This is a genomic window from Shewanella sp. S1-58-MNA-CIBAN-0166, assembly GCF_040310085.1.
Classification (GTDB): domain Bacteria; phylum Pseudomonadota; class Gammaproteobacteria; order Enterobacterales; family Shewanellaceae; genus Shewanella.
Map to the genome: position 1 here is coordinate 1 of NZ_JBEOPN010000177.1, position 251 is coordinate 251.

The following is a 251-nucleotide window of genomic DNA, read 5'->3' on the forward strand; positions in this document are numbered from 1 at the left end:
GCTCAGGAGGAAGCATTTTATTTTTATACCATGTACGAAAAACATGTTTAAAAAGAGGTTCATTACAAGAAAACCATTCGCCTTGTCTTCTTAGATGAGAAAACTTTTGGTGTAATTCAGCCTCTCTAGCAGAGCCTCCTGGTTCTAATGCGCCAATAATTAATTGGCCATACGTACCAGTTTGTAAATTTTGTAAACGCTGGAGTACATTTTTAGATCTACCAATCTTTATAAATAGCCCATGTAAAGGG

1 protein-coding gene is annotated in these 251 nt (G+C 36.3%); it reads right to left on the reverse strand.

The features are described from left to right. Positions 1-251: GIY-YIG nuclease family protein (locus tag AAEY99_RS21585; protein WP_351012009.1), on the reverse strand; the 251-nt coding region annotated here is incomplete at both ends.